Source organism: Gordonia sp. KTR9 (assembly GCF_000143885.2).
In the GTDB taxonomy this organism is placed as follows: domain Bacteria; phylum Actinomycetota; class Actinomycetes; order Mycobacteriales; family Mycobacteriaceae; genus Gordonia.
Window position 1 is genome coordinate 4,849,108 of sequence record NC_018581.1, and the last position, 21,550, is coordinate 4,870,657.

The following is a 21,550-nucleotide window of genomic DNA, read 5'->3' on the forward strand; positions in this document are numbered from 1 at the left end:
TGGTAGTACACCCGTGCTACGTTGACCCCGTGTTTTGATAGCACGACTGTGCCAGCAAAGGACGGAGACACGATGACAACCCGACACGCGGCACTCGACGTCCTGCGCGGTATCGCGATCTTGGGCACCCTCGCCACCAACATCTGGATCTTCACCAACCCGGACGGGCTCATCGGCTACATCCAGGGCACACACCACGCCACCGGCTCCTGGGCGGTGGCCGAAGACCTCCTGCAGCAGCTCGCCCAGGGCAAGTTCCTGGGGCTGCTCACGATCATGTTCGGAATCGGACTCGCCATCCAGCAGCGATCGGCCGTTCGACGAGGCCACCGCTGGCCCGGTCGGTACTTCTGGCGCGCCGCGTTGCTGTTCGTCGACGGCGTGATCAACTACTTCCTCTTCACCGAGTTCGACGTCCTCATGGGTTACGCGGTCACCGGGCTCGTCGTCGCCTACCTCCTGTCGATGCGACTTCGACGCCAGTACGTCGCCATCGCAGTCGCGGCGTCGACGCACGTGATGTTGCTGGGCCTGGTGACCTGGGCTCTCCTCGCCGCCCCGGCACCGGCCGGCTCCGGTGGCGAACTGTCCCCCAATCCCTACGCGGACGGCAGTTTCATCGATCTCGTCGCGTTCCGCGCCGAGAACCTGCTGATGTTCCGCGCCGAGGTCATCTTCATCCTGCCGATGTCGATCACGCTGTTCCTCGTCGGCGCCGCGCTTCTGCGTGCCGGAGTTCTCGAAGCGCGCGGAGCCAGGTTGCGCCGCCGCCTGATGGTCGCCGGACTGGCAGTGGCACTTCCCCTCGATCTCGCCATCGGGCTGGCCGGCGGGGACGCCGGACTCGTCGTGGGGCGATACTGCCTGGCGCCAGTGGTCGCACTCGGTCTGCTCGCCTGGGTCGCCGGCTACTATGCCGACGGCCACACTCCCGGGCGATGCGGTCGCGCCCTGACGCCGATCGGACGAATGGCGTTGTCCTGCTACCTGCTTCAGAACGCCATCGCCGGCGCGGTCTGCTACGGCTGGGGCGCTGGACTCGCTCGGCATCTCGACGGCACGACGCTGGTGCCCGCCACGGTGGCACTCTACTTCGCCATCACCGCAGTGCTCATGCTGTTCTCCCGCGTCTGGCTCAGCCGCTTCGAACGCGGACCCCTCGAGTGGTTGTGGCACCGGAGTTACGACCGCATCACCGCCTCCGCCGATCGGCGGAGGCCGCCGGTACGCGTGGGCGCACCGCGGTGACGGCCACGCGGCCGCAGCTCAGAGCGAGGTCCGGCGTGGGTTAGGCAACCCCGGGCCGGGGTACCCGACACCACCATCATCGAGGAAAAGAGTGAGCCGTGGACACCGCCATCTGGATCATCATCGCCGTCGTCGTCGTGATCGTCGTCCTTGCGCTCGTGCTGTTGCTGCTGCGCCAGCGAAAGGCGCGCCGACGTGTACAAGCCGAGGAGATCCGGCAGAACGCCGCCCAGCAGGTCTCGTCGGTCCGCCATCGTGAGGCCGTCGCCGAGGAGGCGGACGCCCGTGCACGCCAGGCCAAGGCCGAGGCGGATGCGAAGGCGGCGGAGGCCAAGCGCCTCCAGGAGCAGGCACGACACCACCAGGGACATGCCGCGGAGTCACGGCAAGAGGTCGAGAGTGAGTTCGCTCGCGCGGATCGGCTGGACCCCGACGTGCGACGGAACGCAGAGGGACGAAACACAGACGGACGGAACGCAGACGGACGTAATGCAGACGGGCGGACCGCGGACGGACAGGACTCCGACGATTGGGGCAACGCGGCCGGCGCCGGCCAGCAGTCCGGTCGGCATTCGAACAATCCGATCGATCCGCGCCACCGCCCCGACGTCGATCCCCGTGGAGACCAGGCGCCGCCGAACGCGCGCTGACGAGACCCTTCGAGACGGCCCTCCGCACGCTCCGGGCCTCCTCAGGGAGCGATGAGGAGCCAACGCGCGCTGAGGGACCCCTCCGGCGGCGCGTCGCGGCCCCGAACCCCCGCGAGTGGCGATCTGCCCCACATCGACGCGCGAGGTGTGACAGAGCACATCGACAAAAGTGGTACTCAGTGCCGAGTGTGAGTGGCTATCATTTTGTCGATCACCTGCCGCGCCCGTCGGGGGCCGGTCCCGCGAAGCACCGGAGGGTTTCCACGTCATGGCGTCGTACTTGTTCGCACTCGGGAGGTTCTCCTTCCGGCACAAATGGGTGGTGATCGCGGCCTGGCTGGTCGCGCTGATCGCGGTCGCCGGCCTCGTCGGCACTCTGCAACCGAAGTTCGCGAAGGACTTCAGCCTCCCCGGCACCGACTCCGGCATCGCCACCGAACAGGTCCAGGACTACTTTCCGCAGGTGATGCAGCAGCAGGAGCGGGCTTCCACCAGCATCCTGGTCGCCGCCGAGGATGGCCTGCAGAATCACACCGCGCAACTGGAGGCGCTGGCCGAAGATCTCCGGACCCTGCCGGATGTCATCGATCCCCAGACCGTCGCGAACCCGCTCGCCGTCGCGGCGGCCCAGCCGGCGCTCGCCCCGACGGTCGTCGGTGACAACGGCCGGGTCGGGCTGATCCAGGTCCGCCAGAACATCGAGATGCTCGACCTCACCGTCGAGAACAAGGACGAGCTGGTCAAGATCCTCGAGGAGAACAGCCGAGACGGCCTGCAGGTGGAGGCCACCGGGTCCCTCATGCAGGTGATGGAACCGGGTGGAGCCGCCGAATTGATCGGCTTCGCAGTCGCTTTCGTCGTCATGATCGTGGCGTTCGGTGCGTTGATCGCGGCGTTCATCCCACTCGTGACCGCCATCGTCGGCGTCTCGATCACGATCATGCTGCTCAACCTGTCGGCCGAGGTCCTGTCGATCAACGAGTCGGCGACGGCCATCGTCACGATGCTCGGCATCGCGGTGTCCATCGACTACGCCCTGTTCATCGTGTCGCGCTATCGAGCCGAACTCCGGCGAGGTGGTGCGCCCGAAGACGCGGCGGGCCGGGCCGTCGGCACCGCCGGGTCCGCGGTGGTGTTCGCCGGCCTGACGGTCATCATCGCTGTGGTCGCGCTCGTGGTCATCGGCATCCCGATCATCACCCAGATGGGCGCCGGTGCCGGCGTCGCGGTCCTGATCGCCGTTCTCGCCGCCCTGACGCTGATCCCGGCCCTCCTCGGCGCCTTCGGACGGTTCGCCTTCGTGCCCAAGATCCCGTGGATCAAGCATGCCGAGGAGTCCGAATCCGACGACACCCTCGGGATCCGAGTCGGCCGCACAGTGGTGAAGTGGCCGATCCCGTTCATCGTCCTGGGCCTTCTTGCGCTGACGGTGGCGGCGATCCCGGCCACCAAGATGGAGTTGGGCCTGTCGCTGACAAGCGAGGCCGAGGCGCCCGCGCAAGAACTGCTCAGCCGCGGATTCGGCGAGGGCATCAACGGCCCGCTGCTCGTCGTCGTGCACGACGACGACGGTCAGATCAAGGCCGCCGCCGACGAAACCGTCCGCCACATCGCCGGGCTCGGCGACGTCGCCAATGCCGCGGCGCTCACCTGGACGGGCAACGAGGGCGGGCAGAACGGCAACACCGCGCTCATCATCGTGACGCCGGAGAGTTCACCGTCGTCGCAGGCGACCCACGAACTGATGGAGCAGATCCGCGCATTCGCGCCGACCGTCGAAGAGCGGGGCGCCGAACTGCACGTCGGCGGCCAGACCGCGATCATGTCGGACCTGTCGCAGAAGCTCGACGACGCGCTCATCCCCTACCTGATCGTGGTCGTCGGTCTGGCGTTCCTGATCATGATCGGCGTGTTCCGCTCGCTGTGGGTTCCGCTCGTCGGCACCGTCGGCTTCATCTTCTCCGTGCTCGCGACCTTCGGCATCACCGTCGCGATCTTCCAGGAGGGCTGGCTCGGACTGATCACCCAGACCCAGCCGATCATCTCGTTCCTGCCGATCTTCCTGATCGGCGTGGTGTTCGGGCTCGCGATGGACTATCAGGTGTTCCTCGTGACGCGAATGCGCGAGGAGTACATCCACGGCATGTCGGCCAAAGAGGCGATCGTGGCCGGCTACCGGCACGGCGCGCGGGTCGTCACCTCGGCGGCGATCATCATGATCAGCGTCTTCGCCGCGTTCATGCTCTCCCCGGAGACGACCGCCAAGATGATGGGCTTCGCCCTGGCCGCGGCAGTCTTCTTCGACGCCTTCGTGATCCGCATGCTGGTGGTTCCCGCAGTGATCGCGCTGCTCGGCGACCGCGCCTGGGGGCTGCCGCGCTGGCTGGACCGCTTCGTGATCAACTTCGACATCGAGGGCGAAGCAGTCCGCCATCGCGGGCTCGAGGAACCGGACGACACCAGGACTCCGGTCCCGGCGAACTGACCAGCTGGACATGCCTTTCGACAATGAGTGAGCACGCATGGGCGATTGCCTGACGGTGCACGACACCTCCGACGCCCCGGGACCGACCCCGGGGCGTCGGATGGGCCTGCGCGAACAGAACAAACTACGCACCCGCAACGCGATCCGGCAGGCCGCGATCACATTGATCGCCGAACAGGGATACGCGAAGACCACCGTCGAGCAGATCGCCGAAGCCGCGGGCGTCTCGCACACGACCTTCTTCCGCTACTTCCCGTCGAAGGAACGCGTGGTCATCGGTGACGAGCACCTGCACGCCGAGGCGCGGGCGATCGTCGAGTCGATGCCGCCCGGGCTCAACCACTTCGACCTCATCCGACGCCTGATGACCGAGCTGCACCGCCTGACGGTCGACGACCCGTGGGTGGGCAATCCGCTACGCATGCAGCTCATCCGCAACGAACCGTTGCTGCAGAAGACTTTTCAGGTCGAGTCCGAGCGCATGATCTCGGACATGACCCAGCTCATCGCCGACTATCTGCGGATCGCGCCCGACGACTTCCGGCTCAAGGTCTTCCTCGACGCGGTCGCCGGGGTCACCTTCCACCTGGCCACCGAGATCGACGAGAACCGGGAGATGCCGCCGCTCGAGACGACACTGCGCGCCATCGACCTGCTCGAGCAGGGATTGCCGCTCGGGTGAGTCGGCCGGCTGGACACGATGCACGCGCCCGTTCGCCCCGCGAACATTCCCCTCTAGGATCGAGGGCGTGATCTCGGACAGCGCCGCCCGACCGCGAACGACGACCGGCCTTCGACTCGGCTCCTCGCTGCGCTCGTCGCCGGCTCAGGCAGCAGGGGGTTCAGTCTCCTCGCTGCGCTCGTCGCCGGCTCAGGCAGCAGGGGGTTCGGTCCGCTGGTCACGGTTTGCCGCATCCTTGGTCGGTACCGCGGCAGCCATCGCCGCGACCCTCTCGCTCGCGGCACCGGCCCAGGCCGCGCCGGCCAAGCCCGCGCCGTCGCCGTTCCCCGTCACCGACCTGGCGCGGCTCTACGCCTCGGACGTCTCTTCCTATCCCGGCGGCGTCTACCTGCCGCCCGTCGAGACCTTCACCGCGCTGCGCCGGGATCACCCGGAGGTCATGGCCCGCAACCTCGAGACCGCGGTCGCGATCAACCAGTCCGCGGCCGACGACCCGGCGTTGCAGCGTCGAGCGCTCGCCGACGCACACGACGATCCGCTGCAGACGATGTCCGACGCCTTCGGCGCACGACTCGGACGCCATTTCTCCGATGCCCTCGCCGCCGGCCGGCTGCCGAAGACGACCGCCCTCTTCAGCGACTACCTCGCCCGCGCGGGCGGGTTGGCGAACGCGACACTGGTCGAGAAGTACGCCTTCGGCTACCAGCGACCGTTCATCGTGGCACCCCAGCGGATCCGCAAGTACATGCGCCCCGGCGCCAGCGAGTACGACGCCCTCGGCAGCAACCCGTCGTTCCCATCCGGTCACAGCAGCCTGTTCTTCTGGCGGGGCACGCTGTTCGCGTCGATGCTGCCCGAGCTCGCGCCGCAGTTCCTCGCCCGCGCCTCCGAGGGCGGGTATCACCGCATCGTGCTGGGCGTGCACTACCCGCTCGACGTGATCGGCGGGGCGATGGTCGGGCAGGCCGCCGCCGCCGATCGCTGGAACGACCCCGAATTCCGCCGGCTCCTCACCGCCTCCGCCGCAGAGATCCGCAAGGAACTCGAATGGCGTTGCGGTGCAGCCCTGTCGGTGTGCATCGCGCGCGACACGCCCTATGTCACCGACGCCGAGGCCCGCACGATCTACGCGCCGCGGATGACCTACGGCTTCGGTCGCGTCGCCTCGTCGACGCATCCGATGGCGGTACCGCCCCAGGCCGTCGACCTGATCGCCTCGGCGTACCCGCGACTCACCGACGAGCAGCGACGCCAGGTCCTGGCACAGACGGCGGCACCCGCCGGGTACCCGCTCGACGACCAGCGCCCCGGCCGCACCTCTTGGCAGCGCCTCGACCTCGTGCGGGCTTACACCGCCGATGTCACCGTCGGCGCCGACGGCCGGGTGACCGTTCGCTGAGGACCGCCCCGACCTCACGATGACTTAATCGTTTGTCCCACTGCCGGTTGCGAACTCGTTCGCAACCGGCAGTTCCGTATCGATCTGGTGCAGTGTGTGTCCAGTTTGTCGCAACAGCTTGACACCAGCGTAAGGATGTGGCTACTTTTCGAGTGGCCCACATCACATCCGACGTGGACTCACCGCCGTGACCTGGGCGGACGGTGCCGGAATCACAGACCCAGACACAGCGCTGGGTCGATGAACTCATTCCTTCTCAGCCCCGCCGGGGCGATGTCGCCATGCCCTCTCGCAGGGCGGTGTCGTCGTGCCCGGAGTTCATCGGGAAAGGCAGTCGAAACATGCGTTGGTCGAATTCACGCAGGAGAGCCGGACGGTTGGCGGCGGTCGCCGTCGCCGCGGCCTGCATCTTCTCGGTCGTGTCGTGTAGCAGCGACGACGGCGGATCGTCGGACGGCTCAGCCGCGGATGCCAGTGGCACCAAGGCCTCGGGCGAGGCGATCAAGGTGGGGTTGTTCAACCCCAGCAAGGGACCCGCGACCCAAGGCGGCGTCACCACCGGCAAGGAAGCCGCCCTGGACTACATCAACAACCAGATCGGCGGCATCGGTGGCCGTCCCGTCGAGATCGTCGACTGCGGAATCGACCAGACCGCACCGGAATCGACGGTGTCCTGCGCGAATCAGTTCGTCGAGGCCGGCGTGGTCGCCGCTATCGACGGTTACAACGCCGAGTCCGCTTCCGCGGTACCGATTCTCACCTCGGCCGGCATCCCGCTGGTCGGCCAGATCCCGTTCAACACCTCCACCGGCGCCTCGGCCGAGAACCGCGTCTACTTCGGCCCGCCGCCCGCCGCGTTCCTCGTCGGCTTCATGCAGCAGCTCAAGGCGTCGAACAAGACGTCGCTGACCCTGGCGAATGCCGATCTGCCGCAGGCACATCAGGTGTTCGACGGGCTGATGAAGCCGCTCGGCGCGCAACTCGGCATCGACGTCAAGTCGGTCTACTACCCGCCGACCGGCCCGAACTTCACCTCGCTCGCCACGACGCTGGCCGAGGGCAACCCCGCGGCCGCCGGCCTGATGACGGCACCGAACGACAACGTGTGCACCAAGCTCGCCCAGTCACTGCGCTCGGTGAACTACGAGGGCACCATGTTCATGGCGGCCTGCACCGAGTTCATCGACACCCTGGGCCCGCAAGCCGTTGGTGCGCAGACCTATTCACCGATCTGGCAGCCCCCGGCCAAGGACTCCGCTCCGGAGCCGGCCAAGGCGAATCTCGGAATCGCCCAGACGTTCATCGACGAGCAGGGTGGCACCGCGGGCTTCTACGCCTACGGCACGTTCGCGACCCTCGCGGACTTCGCGATCACGCTGAACAACGCCAAGGTGACCGACTACACCGGACCCAACGTGCTCGGCGCACTGAAGGCAGTCACGGACTACCAGTCCTTCATCGGCCCGAAGCTCAACTGCGGTAAGCCGACCACGCCGAACTGCACCACCGAGATGCTGCTCTTCGACGTCGTCGCCGACAAGAAGACCGAACCCGCCACCGGCGGCTTCATCACCCCGCTCCCGGCTGCGCTGCAGCGCATCCCGGGCGCCTACTGAGACAGGTCTTGATGTGGCGGGGTGGACACCCACCCCGCCACATCCGACCCTGCGTCGCGACCCCGACCCTTCTTTCAACCCCCACGCGCGTGAGATCCCTACGCGCCGAACGAATGAGTACACCACATGGGCCAGTTCCTCCAGTTCGTCTTCCTCGGACTATCCGCCGGTGCCATCTACTCGGTGCTCGCGTCGTCGCTCGTGGGCATCTACGCCGCCACCGGCATCATCAACTTCGCGCAGGGTGCCATCGGCCTGTACTCGGTGTATCTCGTTGCCGCACTGCGCACCGACGGCAGTCTCGTCCTGCCGATCGGCACCCTGAGTCTCGGCAGTGAATCCGACCCCACGTCGATGGAACTGGCGGTCGTCCTGGGTGTGCTCAGCGCGGTGGTCTGGGCCCTGCTCGCGCATGTGCTCGTCTTCCGTCCGCTGCGTTCGGCCCCGGTGCTCGCGCAGGTGGTCGCCTCGGTGGGTCTCATGCTGTTCATCCAGGCACTGGTGCACTTGCGCTTCGAGACCGAGAACCTGTTCGCCGAGGCGATCCTGCCGGAGAGCACGGTCGACATCGCCGGTGCGATCGTCAACGTCTCGGATCTGATCCTGGCCGGTGTCGCCATCGCCGTCTCGCTGGTGCTCTGGGCCTACTTCCGCCTCACCACCCTGGGTGTCGCGACCCGCGCCGGCTCCGAAGACGAACTGGCCGCGCGACTGTCCGGCTACTCCCCCGACCGCCTCGCCGGGATCGTCTGGGCGCTGACCGGAGCGGCAACCGGACTCATCGTCGTGCTCGCGTCGTACACCATCGGACTCACCGAGACCAGTTACACCTTCTTCGTCATCCCGGCGCTGGCCGTCGCGCTCGTCGGCCGGCTCACCTCTTTCGGGATCGCTTGCGCCGCAGGGCTTGTCCTCGGCGCGTTCCAGTCGGTCATCACGTGGCTCACCACCAAGGACTGGTGGCCCGAATGGGCGCAGGCCGGCCTCGGCGACGCCGTCCCGTTCATCATCGTCGTCATCGCCCTCTTCCTGCTGGGCGGTCGCATCCCGTCCCGCGGTTCACTCGGCGAGGTGCGGATGCCCGCGGTGCGGATCCCGCGCATCCGGGTGATCCCGGCGACCGTGTGCATCGCCGTCGTCGTCGCGGCCATCCTGCTCACCTCGGGCAGCTGGCGATTCGGCGTCGTGACCTCGGTGATCCTCAGTCTCATCGCCCTGTCCCTCGTGCTCCTCACCGGTTACCTCGGCCAGATCTCACTGGCCAGCATGGCCTTTGCCGGTGCGGCCGGCTTCGCACTGTCGAAGCTGACGACCAACTGGGACGTACCCTTCCCGTTCAGCATGATCTTCGCGGCCCTGATCGCGACCGGTCTCGGTGTCCTGGTGGGCGTACCCGCACTCCGGATCCGGGGTGCACAGCTCGCCGTCGTGACCCTGGCCGCGGCGCTGGCGATCCAGAGCTTCATCTTCAACAATCCGGCGATCACGTCCTTCGAGGGCAACCTCATCGAGGACCCGACGATCTTCGGCCTCGACCTCGGCGTGCGTGACGGCACCAACCTGGTCACGATCCGCTTCTCGCTGATGGTCCTGATCGTCGTCGCCATCGCGACCCTGGTGGTGCTGCGCTTCATGGGCGGCTCGACCGGACGGGCCTTCCTGGCCGTGCGGTCCAACGAGCGCGCGGCGTCGTCGGTCGGGATCAACGTGGCCGCAACGAAGTTGCTCGGTTTCGCGCTGTCGGCCTTCCTGGCCGGCATCGGCGGCTGCCTCATCGGGTACAGCCGCGGCCAGCTGTCCGCCGGCTCGTTCACGGTCATGATCGGGCTGACGCTGCTCGCGATGACCTACGTCGGTGGTATCACGTCGTTCGCCGGCGCGGTCCTCGCCGGCATCATCGGACCGCTGGGCGTGGGTTATGTGTTCCTCAACCAAACCCTCGATCTCGGTGAGTACTACGAACTCTTCGCCGCCGGCAGCCTGCTGCTGATGGCGGTGCTGAACCCGGTCGGGGTCGCGGGCGCGGTGTCGGAGTTCGGCGACCGGATACGCGCCCAGAGACACCGGCCACCACCCCATCCGGAAGCGCCGGGCGCGGCCCAGAACGCACAGGAGGGTGCACATGTCTGAGTCGACAGCCGAACCGCCCACCACGCCGACGACGCTCCTCGAGACCGGCGGACTGTCGGTCCGGTACGGCGGCGTCAGCGCCAACACCGACATCGACATCACGGTCTCGGCAGGCCAGATCGTCGGGCTGATCGGCCCCAACGGTGCGGGCAAGACCACGTTCGTCGACGCCGTCACCGGGTTCACGAAAGCCACCGGCACGGTGTCGCTGCGCGGGGAGCGACTCGACAAGGCGAGCTCACATCGCCGCCGCCGGGCGGGCATGGCCCGCACGTGGCAGGCGGGCGAACTGTTCACCGACCTGACCGTCGCCCAGAACCTCGCGGTGGCAGTGCAACCCGTCGGTCTGCGGGCCATGTTCGCCGACGTCGTCAACGGTTCCCGTCCGCCCGCCGACGTCATCTCGTCGGCGCTCGAACTCGTCGGCCTCGCCGGTGCCGCCGATCAGCTCCCCGGCGAGTTGGCCCTCGGACAGCAGAAGCTCGTGGGTGTAGCGCGCGCGCTGGTCGGTGGGACGCAACTCGTCCTGCTCGACGAACCGGCCGCCGGACTCGACACCCATGAGAGCCGCGAGTTCGGTACCGAACTGCGCCGGATCGCGGCGACCGGAATCGGCATCCTGCTGATCGACCACGACATGTCCCTGGTGCTCGACGTGTGCGATCGCCTGTACGTGCTCGACTTCGGTCGCGTGATCGCCAGCGGACCACCAGCCGCCATCCAGGACGACCCCGCGGTGATCTCGGCCTACCTCGGCAGTCCCGAGGTGGATCCGGAAGCCGTCGTCGAGGCACCTGTTCCGGCGGCCGGCCCGTCCGATGGCGACATCGGCACCGAACGACCGTCAGACAACGGCCCGACCGGGCACGCCCCGAAGGAGACGAGATGAGCACGACGGACCCGACGGCACCGGTGCTGGAGATCGACCAGATCACCGTCGGTTACGGCGGGGTGCCGGCGGTGCGCGGCCTCAGCGCGTCCGTACGCCCCGGCGAGATCCTGGCCCTGCTCGGCCCGAACGGGGCAGGAAAGACGACGAGCCTGCTCGCCGCGGTCGGCGCCCTCGGCGTGATGTCGGGCACGGTGACCGCCCTGGGGGTCCCGATCGACCGCCGGGTCGAACGAAACGCGCGCCGGGGCGCCACCCTGGTGCCCGACACGCGAGGCGTGTTCCACCGCCTGTCGGTGTCGGACAACCTCCGCCTCGCAAAGCGTCGCAACGGACCCGACCTCGACACCGTCTATCAGTACTTCCCCAAGCTCAAGACGATGCGGGGGCGGCGCTGCGGCAACCTGTCCGGCGGCGAACAGCAGATGCTGGCGCTCGCGAAGGCGCTGCTCGCGAACCCGAAGGTCCTGCTCATCGACGAGCTGAGCCTCGGCCTCTCCCCGGTCGCGGTGCAGGACCTGCTGCCCCGCTTGCGGTCGATCGCCGACGAACACCAGATGGCGGTCGTCCTCGTCGAACAGCACATCGATCTGGCCCTCGGCATCGCCGACGCCGCGATCGTGCTCCATCATGGTCGTGTCGCACTCTCGGCACCCGCGAGCGAACTCCGCAGTCGCCGAGACATGGTCGAGGCGGCCTACTTCGGCCGCACCGTCGGGGATCTCGCCTCGTAGGCCGCGACGGTCAGCAGGCGCACGGACGAGACGAACGGGGACCGGGAGCGACGTGGCCACCGGAGCAGAGAACCATCCGGTACCAACCGACGCCGGTACCGCACGACCGACACGCAACACGCGCAACCGGCCCACCGACGACGAGTTGCTCGACGCCGCGTGCGCGGTCATCGCCGAGGTCGGCGCCGAGCGCACCACGATGACCGCCATCGCCGAACGCGGCGGCACCACCCGGGTGACCCTGTACGCGCACTTCGGGTCCCGGGACGAACTGGTCAATCGCGTGATGACACGCGAGCTGGACACGTTCACCTCGTTCATGTTCGAGGTGTACGACGCGAGTGAGGACATGCCCTACGGTGCCCGCGCCCGCTACTCGGTGCAGGCGCTGTTCGACTACGCCCGACGCCACCCGGCCGGTTTGCGCGTCCTCATCGGCCATCGTGAGGGCGGTGGCGACCGTCGGCTCTACGCCGCGCTCGAACCGCGGATCGCCGCACGCCTGCGGGACAACTACGCCGAACGCGGCGCGGGCATCGCCGCCAGCGCGGACACCCTCGCCTCACTCCTGCTCGGCATGAGCCTGGACGTCGCGCACCGCGCCCTCATCGTCGACGGCGCGGGCGTCGACGAGGCCTGCGACCTCGCGATCACCGCGACCCTCGCCGTGCTCCGCGACGTGCGGCCCGAACAACTCGAGGCACTCGACGCCTCGCTCGAACAGCGCTGAGCCGCGGGGTCGTCAACTCAGCCAGCGGCCGGCCCGTCGGCTGTGCGCCGCCTTCGTACCCGCCGGCAGCCGGTCGTAGGCCCGCGCGAGGAAGTTCGAGCGGGCGTTGGCCTCGAAGACGTCCCGGTGGTCGCGGACGAACGTCCAGTAGAGACCGTCCCACTCCTCGGCCCACTCCCCGGGCGGGATGTCGGACATCTTTCGCAGATAGTTGCTACCCGAGACGTAGGGCTTGGTGGTGATCGCCTCTCCCGCCGCGAACTGACTCATGGCGTACACGTTCGGGACCATCACCCAGTCGTAGGCATCGACGAACATCTCCATGAACCACTCGTAGATCTCCTCGGGGTCGGTGCGGAGCAGACACATCGCGTTGCCCAGGACCATCAATCTCTCGATGTGATGGGCATACCCGTGTGCGAGGACCCGCCGGATGACGAGATCGACCGGTTCGAGGCCGGTCTCCGCGGTCCACCATCCGTCCGCCAGCTTCCGGTCGTGGCCCAGGTGGTTCCGGCTCCGGAGACCACGGCCGCGGATCTCATAGGACGCCCGCATGTACTCCCGCCACCCGATCAGCTGCCGCACGAAGCCCTCGACACCGGCCAGCGGAACGCGGTTGCGATCCCCGACCTCCAGGGCCCTGGCCAACACCGTCCGCGGACTCACCAGCCCGATGTTCAGGCCGGGCGTCAGCAGCGAATGGAAGACGAACGGGTGCTCGGTGCTGATCGCATCCTCGTACGGCCCGAACTCCGCGAACCGGTCGGCGAGGAACTGCTCGAGGATCGCGCGCGCCTCGTCGTGAGACGTCGCCCAGCCGAAGCCGTCGGCGTCACCCGGGTTGTCGGGAAACTCGTCCGACACCCAGGCGATCGCGGCGTCGACCTCGGGATGGCGCTCCGGCGGTGTCGGTTGCGGAACCTCGCGGCCCTTCGGCAGCTTCTTCCGGTTCTCGGTGTCGAAGCTCCACCGGCCGCCCTCCGGCTTGCCGTCGGCGTCGACGAGGACCCCTAGTCGCCGGCGCTGCCAGGTGTAGAACTGCTGCATCCGCGGCCGCTTCCCGGTGAAGAACTCGCGGATCTGGCGTCGGGTGGTGAGGAAGTTCGGGCTCTCGGCGATGTCGTCGACCGCGAGTGGGCACCCGGCGTGCTCGAAGGCCGCCAGCAGGTCCCCGATCAACCAGTCGTCGACGACGTCGTACAGGTGGACGGACGCCGGCTTCCGACGGGAGAGGTATCCGACGAGTTGGTCGTGACTGGACTCGTCCGCGTCGGTCTCCAGGACGTCGACCTCGAAGCCCCGGGCGCGCAATCGCTCCGCGAACCTGCGGATACTCGCCCGGTGCAGGATGAGTTTCTGCACGTGGAACCGGTACTGCCGGAACATCAGATCGTGCTCGACGAGGACGAAGCGGGTGCCGGGCTCGGCGTCGAGGTGCGATTCGAACAACTGATGTGGCAACACCACGCGGACAACACCGCCGGACGCGACGGACATCGGCTCTCCTCTCGCAGGCGCGACTTCTGGGGGCGACTTGGACAGGTCCCTCAAGGGCCGGACAAGTCGACCCCAAGTTCGCGCCAAGCGCGCGTAGACATCCTGTCGTTCATCACCAGATCACCACGATGAACCGCCGAGACCGGGCATCCGCCCACTCCAGACGATAGGAACCACGATGTCGCGCAGCACCCACAGCCATTCGCAGGCCACCGACGATCGGATTGCCGGGTCCGGCATCGACGTTCCGTCCGTGGACAAGCCCTTCTGGCAGCTCGGCCGGCGGGCCGCCGTGATCGCGGCCTGTGTGGGCTTCTCGGCGCTGGCGGCCTGCAGTGTCAGCGTCGGCACGCAATCCGTCGAAGAGGCCTCCGACATCGACGTGGGCGAGTGCCTGCAGATCGGTGCCGAGGCCGGCGAGGGCAAGGTCGAGGCGACCAAGGCCGACTGCGAAGGGACCGAGGGCCTCACCTTCTACGCCGCCGACAAGGTCGGCACCTCGGCGGAGTGCGGAACACCCAACACCTCGGCGCTCACGTTCGGCGAAGGCGACCAGAAGCTCTGCCTCACACCCAACTTCACCGTCGACACGTGCTACCAGATCCCGGTCGGCGGCGGTAAGCTCGCCGACTACCGCGAGGTCGAATGCAACGCCTCCCCGGCGGACAGCACCATCCTCGCCAAGACCGTCAGCCGGGGCGGCGACTCCCTCACCTGCACCGAGGACGAGACGAAATGGTCCTTCACACAGCCTCTCTCGGTCGGTTACTGCTTGACCGAGGACGTCACCGCCGCCAGCCGCTTCGAGGGCTGAGCGTTCCCGGGGATCACAGGCTGCGTTGCTTCGCGTACTCCGCCATCGCCGTTCGCTCCGCGTCGTGTTTGGGATAGAAGAAGAACACCACCGCTGCACCCAGCACGACGATGCCGGCCGCCGCGCCGTAGGCGTACTTGTCGCCCTGTACGAACGCGTCGCGGGCCGCAGCGATGATCTGATCGGCGTACTGCGGATAGCGTTCGGCCAAGACCTCCGCGCTCGAGAACGACTTCGTCAATGCGGCTTCGGTCTGTTCGGTGACCTCATCGGCCTGCGGAGAATCGGAGATGGTCTCCCGCAGCTGATTCGCGTAACCCGCGGTCAAGATCGCACCGAGGGTGGACTGCAGGATCGCGCCGCCCAGGTCGCGCTGCAGATCGGACATGCTCGACGCCATTCCGGCACGCTGAACGGGCACCGAGCCGGTCAGCGACTGCGACGCCGGTGTCCCCGCGAGGCCGACACCCACCCCGACGAGGACGTACACGAGGCCGACATGCCAGAACTGAGCGTCCTCGTCCCAGGTGAGCATCGCGAGCACCAGGCCGACGACGATGAAGGCGTAGCCGGACAGCAGGGTGAACCGCGAACCCATGTTCTGCACCAGCTTCGCCGACCGCGGTGCCACGACGATCATGGCCGCCGCGGCCGGGAGGATCGTGGCGCCGGCCGCAAGTGTGGAGTACCCCAGCACGTTCTGCATGTACTGCTGACCGATGAACATCGCTCCCATGAGCGTGCCGAACACGATGAGCCCGCCCACCGCCGCGACCCAGAAGGTGCGTCGGGAGGCGATGCGGAGGTCGAACAGCGGAACCCGCACGCGCAGCTGCCGCCAGACGAAGCCCGCTCCGGTCAGCACCGCGATCGCCGCCAGGATGTAGACCTGGAGTCGCTGATCGGAATTCGGGGCGAAGTTGATCGCGAGGACGAGCGAGCCCACCATCACGATCGACACGACTCCGCCCAGGTTGTCGACGACCGCCGCCTCGTCACCGGTGTCGGCGGGCACCAGCCGCCACGCGGTGACCAGCGCGACGACGGCGAGCGGCAGGGTCACCAGGAACACCGAGTGCCACGACAAGACCTCGAGAAGGGCTCCGGACAACACCGGCCCCAGCGCCGAGATCGCACCGCCGAACGCCGACCACGCGGCGATCGCCCGGACGCGCTTGGGTCCCGACCACAGGGCGGTGATCACCGCCAGGGTCGTCGGAAAGGCCAGGCCGGCAGCGATTCCACCCACCAGACGAGCGCCGAACAGGACCTCGATGTTGGGCGCGAACCCGGCGACGAGCGACGCCGGGATCGACAGGCACATGCCGATGATGAGCATTCGCTTGCGGCCGTGCCGATCTCCCAGCGCGCCGAAGTAGAGCACCGACGCCGCCAGACCCAGCGAGTAGCCGACCGCGACCAGGTTCAGCTGCGTCGAACTCGCGTCGAGTGCCTTGCCGATGTCGGGCAGTGCCACGTTCGCCACCGCGAGATTGATGTTGGCCACCCCGGCGACCAGGATCAGCGCGACCAGGATCGCCTTCGCCCGCTTCGGGGCCGTCCCCGCCTCGACCTCGGCCGTTGTCGACGTCATCGGGGAATCGTACGTGCGCGAGCGCCATTCGGCCGGGAATCGCGCCGGTCAGGGCACAAGATGGTCGCGCGGTCAGATCAGGTTGCGGTTTGTCCCGGAAACCGGGACATACCGCAACGCGATCACATACGGATCAGATCAGAGACAGACGCTGATGGTGACCGGCCCGATGGGGATGCCGTAGCAGATCGACACCGAACCGACGGCCTGGACGGGCTGCACCGGTTGTACCGCCGGCGCGGCCGAGGCAGCCGGCGCGGTGGCCAGACCGATCGCGCAGGCGGCACCGACCGCGGCCACCCCGACAGACGTACGACGCATGATTCTGGACATGTTCATGAGCAGCTCTCCTCGAGCTCGAGTCTCCCCGGACAGCCCTGCGGATGGGGCAAACACGCAGGTGATGGTGACTGGAGAGTCTACGCCCCGGGCGCTGCACGTCACAGGCTGATGCGAAGCCCGTCCCACTCGTGATCGTGCATGAACCCCTCGGCGAGCCCGACCCGGTATTTGAAGCAGCTGCGCAGGATTCCGGCATAGGCGAAGGGCAGCATCAGCGCGGGCTTCGGGTCGCCAGGGCTCTTGACGACGTCGGATGCGCCCCGGAAATCGCGGACGAAGTCACGCAGGGTCCGGTCCTTGCGGGACGAGGAGCGCCACCCGTAGAGCAGCATGCCCAGTCCGATCATCTTGTCGACGCCCGAGCCGGGCGTGATCGGCCCGTCGTCGGGGTCCCAGGTCCCGAGGAACGCGCGGTCGACCCCGTCGTCGGGCGTGAACATCATGATCCCGCTCGTGGCACGCGGATTGCATTCGATGCAGAACAGATCGGCGGCCTCACCGGAACCGGTCCGGTCCTCGATGAAGTCGAAGCCGATCTGCCCGGTGAAGTTCACCCGGCGGACGAAATCGCTGACCCATTCGGCGATTCGCGGATGGTCCACGGACCGGAAGTTGAGGCACGAGCTGCCGTCGATGGCGTAGTCGACGGGATAGGTTGCGTGTGCGTAGACGCGCCCCTCGTGGCAGACCGAATAGGTGCAGTAGTTGCTTCCCGAGGCCCATTCCTGGGCGATCCACGGGTTCTGCTCGTCGTGTTCGAGCCAGGTGAGCGGATCACCGGGCGTCACCTTGTGGACCTTCTGCGAACCACGCGAGTAACAACGCTTGAGTGCGAACGGCTGCGTGAAATCGAGCGATCCGACGTCCTCGGGTCCGGTGACCCGCGCGAACTTGCGCGTCGGAATACCGAGTTCGACGAGCAGTTCCTGGAAATCGTATTTGTTGTGCAGCCGGTTCTCGGTGGCGAAATCGGAGAGGAACAGCCGACATCCGGGTGGGAACACGTCGGCGAGCATCGCGATGATGTCGGTCTCCTCGTGCACCGGGATGACCATGTCGACGTCGTTCTCGGCCACGATCCGCGCGAGCGCGTGGCAGTACGCGAGGGGTTCGAACTTCGGCGGCGGCACCCGATGAAAGTCGCTCACCGCGTTGGAGAATCGACCGATTCCGACCGGGATCGAATCGACGATGCTGACGCGATGACCGGCCGCGGCCATGAGCCGCGCGAGTTCCAGGGTCAGGAAGGACCTGCCGAATGTGATCAGGACATGGGCTCGTCCGGCGCTGTTCACCCGAGCGAGTGTAGTGCCGCCGGCGCAAGGCGTTCGGCCGGCCGGGGCCGAGGATTCCCGGTGTGATTCGGCCGGGGGCGGGAATATTCGATACCGTCCTGTCGGTTCGTCCTGTTAGTTTCTCCACGATCGGCAGGCACGTCGATGTCTGCAGTTCTGCGACCAGCACGATTGCAGCAGAGCGCCGGCGGCCGATCGCGCGTGTACGCAGTCGGGGTGGTCGGCGGTCCGAGCCTGTGGGGCTCATCCGGACCGAGTTGGAGGAGGCATGCAGCTGTTCGTCATCGGCGTGATCGCCGCGTGCCTCGCCGCAGTCGCCTACGGGATGTCGACGGTCCTGCGTGCACTCGGTGCGCGCCGAGTGGCCGAGGCCGCCGCCGACGAGGGCGAGGGCATCACCAACGAGAACGGCGCACCGACGCTCTCGTCGACCATGTCGACGCTGGTCGACCCGGCCTTCATCCTCGGCACGACGCTGGTCGTCCTCGGATTCGCCGGCGGCGCCCTCGCCGCCCGATTCCTGCCGCTGTTCCTCTCCCAGACCATCGTCTCGGCGAACCTCGTCATCACCGCGCTGCTCGGCACGATCATCCTCAACATCGCGCTGCACACCCGCGAATGGGTCGCCATCTGGCTGGTCGTGATGTCGCTCTGCCTGCTCGGCGTGGCGTCGTCCCATCACACCGGTGGCGGCGAGGAGGTCGGATTCCACTGGGGCCTGTTCGTCGCGACCCTCGCCCTGTGCGCCCTGGCGCTGGTGGGCGTGTACAACCTCGGCCCGGCGGGTGCCATCGTCGGCGGGGCGGCGGCCGGTCTGCTGTTCGGCATCATCGCCATCGCCGTCCGCATCCTCGACGGAGTGCAGCCGTTCGATCCCGTCGCCCTCCTGACCGATCCGGCGGCCTGGACCATCGCCGCCGCGGGCGCGGTGGGCTTCTACGTCCAGACCGTTGCCCTGCAGCTCGGCGCGGTGAACGGGGTGACGGCCGTGCTCGTCGTCGGCGAGACAGCCGGCCCGAGCCTCGTGGGGGTCGTGTTCCTCGAGGACACGGCCAAGCCCGGACTCGGCTGGCTGGCGATCCTCGGCTTCGTCGGCGCGGTGATCGGCGCCGTGCTGGTGGCCTGGTACGGCTCGGTGGACCCGGATCACCTGGGTGAGGCCCCGCCGATGAAGGGCGGGTGGCGCCGTGGCCGCGAGGAGCCCGGGTCCGAGGAGCCGCGGGCGGACTCCTCCGCGGAGACCGACGGGTTCGGTGGCGAGGCCGACGACGCCCGGCGAGACGTCGGCCCGGCGCCCGACGCCGACTCATGGCAGGTCGACAACTCCGTTTTCGACGCTCGCGACTCCCGCCGCAACTGACCGCTTCCCCTGCTCACCAGGTGGTTGACACCCGCGTCTCGGGTGACGAGGGTGGGTTGATGACATCGACCAGCACGGGCTCCGCGGCCCGGCTCGCCTACGAGACCCTCGAACCCTTCCACATCATCGCCTACTTCAATCCGGGCCTGAAGAGCGCGCAGCAGGACACCGGGCTGAACGGATACTCCTTCTACGTCGGTGCGCGCGGTGCCCCGTTCGGCCCGTGCACGTCGTCGGTCATCGCATCTTCCTTCTACAACTTCAACTTCGAACTCATCGCGAAGAGCTGGGCCGCAGCCGTAGACGCCGGGCTCGACCGCGTCCATGAGCGGCGCAACCAGATGCTCGACGATTCGCTCCGCGACATCCTCGGCGACTCCGTCGACGACGCGAGCCTCGACGAACTCGCCTCTGCCTACTACGAACTCGCGGCCGGCCTACCGCTCGGCGGCCGCCCGCTCGCCGCCGCCTGGTCGACCGCCCCGAAGCCGGACACCGCACGGCTCCGCCTGTGGCACGCCGTCGCGATTCTGCGAGAATGGCGCGGCGACAACCACATCGCCGCCCTCGCCCTCCACGGCCTGAACGGATTCGACGCGGCCGTCTTCCACGAGTCGCAACTCCCCGATCCCACCATTCGCCGCCGCACCCTGGGCAAGCGAATCCTGCTGCTGACCCGGGGGTGGTCGGAAGAGGAGTGGGAGGACAGCGTGGACCGCCTCGTCGACGCCGGACTGGTCGAGCGTGTCGAGGACGGGCACCGGCTCACCCCCTCCGGAGCGGCGACCTACGACGACATCGAGGCCACCACCGACGCTGTGGGAGAGTCCATCTGGGTCGGCACCGACGATCTGCTGGAGCGCACGAGGCCCGTCGTGAAAGCTGTCATCGATGCGGGGATCCTGCCGGGAACGAGATCGAAGTGAGCGCACCCGACGGACGGTTCGAGGACCTACGGGCGATCGAGAACCTCAAGTACCGCTATCTGAGATCCCTCGACACCAAGGACTGGGCGACGTTCTCGTCGACTCTCACCGACGACGTCACCGGCAACTACGGTGAGGGGCTGGCTTTTTCCAACCGGGACGAGCTGGTCGGATACATGCGGGAGAACGTCGGTCCCGCAGTGATCACCGAACACCGCGTCGCGCATCCGGAGATCGAGATCGACGGCGACACCGCACGCGGACGCTGGTACCTCCAGGACCGCGTCATCGTCGCCGAGTTCTCGTTCATGCTCATCGGCGCCGCGTTCTACGACGACACCTACCGCCGCACCGCGGACGGCTGGCGCATCAGCAGCACCGGCTACGACCGGACATACGAGGCGACCATCGGTCTCGCGGACCTGCCGAGTTTCGCTCTGAAGGTCGGTCCCGCAGTGCGGGTCTGAGGTCCGACAATGCGCCCGCGCACTTTCGCCGACCGCCGCGAGGCGGGTCGCCTGCTGGGTGCGCGGGTCGTCGCGGTCCTGAACACCGCGGCCACACCGGTGTCGGCACCGGTTGTCCTCGGCCTCGCCCGCGGCGGGGTCCCCGTCGCGCGGGAGGTCGCCGACGCGATCTCCCGGGCGACGGGCAGGTGCGGGCTGGACGTCCTGGTGGTCCGCAAGATCGGGGCGCCGGGCCACGAGGAGTTCGCGATGGGCGCACTCACCGCCCACCACCTGGTCGTCAACGACGACGTGCCCCGTCGGCTCGGGGTGTCCCGCACCGGCTTCGAGGAGTCGGCCGACCGGGAGCGGCGGGTCCTCCGCGACCGCGAGCGGCGCTATCGCGGTGACCGTCCGGAAGCCGAACTCTCCCACCGGACGGTCATTCTCGTCGACGACGGTCTCGCCACGGGCTCGAGCATGGCCGTGGCGGTCGACTCCGTCCGGGCCGCCGGCGCGGCGCACGTGGTGGTGGCCGCACCGACAGCCCCGTCGGATTCGGTTCGCCGACTTCAGGATCGGGGCGTCGACGAGGTCGTCGTCCTCGTGATGCCGGAACCGTTCCGCGCCGTCGGACTGTCGTACGAGGATTTCACCCAGGTCGACGACGACGAGGTGGTCGCGGCTCTCGACCGGTCGGGTGGCTGAGC

At 67.9% G+C, this 21,550-nt stretch carries 19 protein-coding genes; 15 read left to right on the forward strand and 4 right to left on the reverse strand.

Translation table 11 applies throughout. The features are described 5' to 3' along the window. Window positions 1-72 precede the first annotated feature (72 nt). The 10 genes from KTR9_RS22405 (at window position 73) to KTR9_RS22450 (ending at window position 12,563) form a co-directional block, all read left to right on the forward strand. On the forward strand, window positions 73-1,248 hold the full coding sequence (locus KTR9_RS22405) for a DUF418 domain-containing protein (RefSeq protein WP_014928263.1): 1,176 nt from the start codon (window positions 73-75) through the stop codon (window positions 1,246-1,248). A 98-nt stretch (window positions 1,249-1,346) separates the two neighbouring features. After that, window positions 1,347-1,898, forward strand: coding sequence for a hypothetical protein (locus KTR9_RS22410; RefSeq protein ID WP_014928264.1), 552 nt, complete (start codon window positions 1,347-1,349; stop codon window positions 1,896-1,898). 268 nt (window positions 1,899-2,166) lie between these two features. Further along, window positions 2,167-4,383: an MMPL family transporter gene (locus tag KTR9_RS22415; RefSeq protein WP_014928265.1), complete on the forward strand. Its 2,217-nt coding sequence runs from the start codon at window positions 2,167-2,169 to the stop codon at window positions 4,381-4,383. 37 nt (window positions 4,384-4,420) lie between these two features. Beyond that, complete coding sequence (locus KTR9_RS22420) at window positions 4,421-5,065, forward strand: TetR family transcriptional regulator (protein WP_010843737.1); 645 nt, start codon at window positions 4,421-4,423, stop codon at window positions 5,063-5,065. A gap of 235 nt (window positions 5,066-5,300) precedes the next feature. Further along, on the forward strand, window positions 5,301-6,464 hold the full coding sequence (locus KTR9_RS22425; RefSeq protein ID WP_014928266.1) for a phosphatase PAP2 family protein: 1,164 nt from the start codon (window positions 5,301-5,303) through the stop codon (window positions 6,462-6,464). 341 nt (window positions 6,465-6,805) lie between these two features. Next, window positions 6,806-8,080 (forward strand): ABC transporter substrate-binding protein, encoded by a 1,275-nt coding sequence (locus KTR9_RS22430; protein ID WP_014928267.1) that lies wholly within the window; start codon window positions 6,806-6,808, stop codon window positions 8,078-8,080. Between the two features lie 126 nt (window positions 8,081-8,206). After that, window positions 8,207-10,210 carry an ABC transporter permease gene (locus tag KTR9_RS22435; protein ID WP_014928268.1) on the forward strand — a complete coding sequence of 668 codons (2,004 nt, stop codon included), beginning with the start codon at window positions 8,207-8,209 and terminating at the stop codon, window positions 10,208-10,210. Next, complete coding sequence (locus KTR9_RS22440; protein ID WP_014928269.1) at window positions 10,203-11,099, forward strand: ABC transporter ATP-binding protein; 897 nt, start codon at window positions 10,203-10,205, stop codon at window positions 11,097-11,099. The genes KTR9_RS22435 and KTR9_RS22440 overlap by 8 nt, the downstream gene beginning before the upstream one ends. Continuing rightward, window positions 11,096-11,833 (forward strand): ABC transporter ATP-binding protein, encoded by a 738-nt coding sequence (locus KTR9_RS22445; RefSeq protein WP_014928270.1) that lies wholly within the window; start codon window positions 11,096-11,098, stop codon window positions 11,831-11,833. The genes KTR9_RS22440 and KTR9_RS22445 overlap by 4 nt, the downstream gene beginning before the upstream one ends. A 52-nt stretch (window positions 11,834-11,885) precedes the next feature. Next, the gene (locus KTR9_RS22450; RefSeq protein ID WP_010843744.1) at window positions 11,886-12,563 is read left to right on the forward strand and encodes a TetR/AcrR family transcriptional regulator; all 678 of its coding nucleotides are present in this window, start codon (window positions 11,886-11,888) and stop codon (window positions 12,561-12,563) included. A gap of 12 nt (window positions 12,564-12,575) precedes the next feature. Here KTR9_RS22450 and KTR9_RS22455 read toward each other — a convergent pair whose 3' ends face one another. Beyond that, on the reverse strand, window positions 12,576-14,063 hold the full coding sequence (locus KTR9_RS22455; protein WP_014928271.1) for a cryptochrome/photolyase family protein: 1,488 nt from the start codon (window positions 14,061-14,063) through the stop codon (window positions 12,576-12,578). A gap of 178 nt (window positions 14,064-14,241) precedes the next feature. Here KTR9_RS22455 and KTR9_RS22460 point away from each other — a divergent pair, with 178 nt between their 5' ends. Further along, window positions 14,242-14,877, forward strand: coding sequence for a hypothetical protein (locus KTR9_RS22460; RefSeq protein WP_044507301.1), 636 nt, complete (start codon window positions 14,242-14,244; stop codon window positions 14,875-14,877). A gap of 13 nt (window positions 14,878-14,890) precedes the next feature. On the opposite strand, the gene KTR9_RS22465 is transcribed toward KTR9_RS22460, so the two are convergent. The 3 genes from KTR9_RS22465 to KTR9_RS22475 all read right to left on the reverse strand — a co-directional run bounded on the left by KTR9_RS22465 (window position 14,891) and on the right by KTR9_RS22475 (window position 18,108). After that, window positions 14,891-16,471: an MFS transporter gene (locus KTR9_RS22465; RefSeq protein ID WP_014928273.1), complete on the reverse strand. Its 1,581-nt coding sequence runs from the start codon at window positions 16,469-16,471 to the stop codon at window positions 14,891-14,893. Between the two features lie 138 nt (window positions 16,472-16,609). Continuing rightward, window positions 16,610-16,810: a hypothetical protein gene (locus KTR9_RS22470; protein WP_014928274.1), complete on the reverse strand. Its 201-nt coding sequence runs from the start codon at window positions 16,808-16,810 to the stop codon at window positions 16,610-16,612. A 101-nt stretch (window positions 16,811-16,911) separates the two neighbouring features. Beyond that, on the reverse strand, window positions 16,912-18,108 hold the full coding sequence (locus KTR9_RS22475; protein WP_010843749.1) for a carboxylate--amine ligase: 1,197 nt from the start codon (window positions 18,106-18,108) through the stop codon (window positions 16,912-16,914). Between the two features lie 268 nt (window positions 18,109-18,376). On the opposite strand from KTR9_RS22475, the gene KTR9_RS22480 reads away from it, so the two are divergent. The 4 genes from KTR9_RS22480 to KTR9_RS22495 are packed head-to-tail and all read left to right on the forward strand — an operon-like array spanning window position 18,377 to window position 21,548. Continuing rightward, on the forward strand, window positions 18,377-19,468 hold the full coding sequence (locus KTR9_RS22480) for a hypothetical protein (protein ID WP_014928275.1): 1,092 nt from the start codon (window positions 18,377-18,379) through the stop codon (window positions 19,466-19,468). Window positions 19,469-19,527: 59 nt separating this feature from the next. Then, the gene (locus KTR9_RS22485) at window positions 19,528-20,394 is read left to right on the forward strand and encodes an SCO6745 family protein (protein ID WP_014928276.1); all 867 of its coding nucleotides are present in this window, start codon (window positions 19,528-19,530) and stop codon (window positions 20,392-20,394) included. Then, a complete protein-coding gene (locus KTR9_RS22490; protein ID WP_014928277.1) occupies window positions 20,391-20,861 on the forward strand; it encodes a nuclear transport factor 2 family protein in 471 nt (156 codons plus the stop codon). Before KTR9_RS22485 ends, KTR9_RS22490 begins: the two co-directional genes overlap by 4 nt. Before the next feature lie 9 nt (window positions 20,862-20,870). Then, on the forward strand, window positions 20,871-21,548 hold the full coding sequence (locus KTR9_RS22495) for a phosphoribosyltransferase (RefSeq protein WP_010843753.1): 678 nt from the start codon (window positions 20,871-20,873) through the stop codon (window positions 21,546-21,548). Window positions 21,549-21,550 lie beyond the last annotated feature (2 nt).